Source organism: Mesorhizobium sp. M00.F.Ca.ET.216.01.1.1 (assembly GCF_004010325.2).
Lineage (GTDB): Bacteria > Pseudomonadota > Alphaproteobacteria > Rhizobiales > Rhizobiaceae > Mesorhizobium.
Genome location: NZ_SADR02000525.1, coordinates 1 through 289, shown reverse-complemented (window position 1 = coordinate 289; position 289 = coordinate 1). Strand labels below are relative to the sequence as shown.

Here is a 289-nt window from a genome sequence, read left to right as displayed (position 1 = left end):
GTCGACGCCAGCCTGAAGCGGCTGCAGCTCGATCATATCGATCTCTATCAGTTGCACGGCACCGATACGGTGACGCCGATCGACGAGACGCTGCGCGCGCTCGACGATCTCGTCGCCAGCGGCAAGGTGCGCTATGTCGGCGTCTCCAACTGGCGGGCCGGGCGCATCGCGAAGGCGCTGGGCATTGCCGAGCGCAAGGGTTTTGCCCGCTTCGAGACCATCCAGTCCTACTACTCGATCGCCGGCCGCGATCTCGAGCGCGAGATAGGGCCTTTGATCAATGAAGAGA

Annotated in this window: 1 protein-coding gene; it reads left to right on the top strand. The window is 63.3% G+C overall.

The window, feature by feature from the left end:
- Positions 1-289, top strand: a 289-nt coding sequence (locus EN859_RS37280) for an aldo/keto reductase (RefSeq protein ID WP_135913751.1), incomplete at both ends; no start/stop codon positions are given.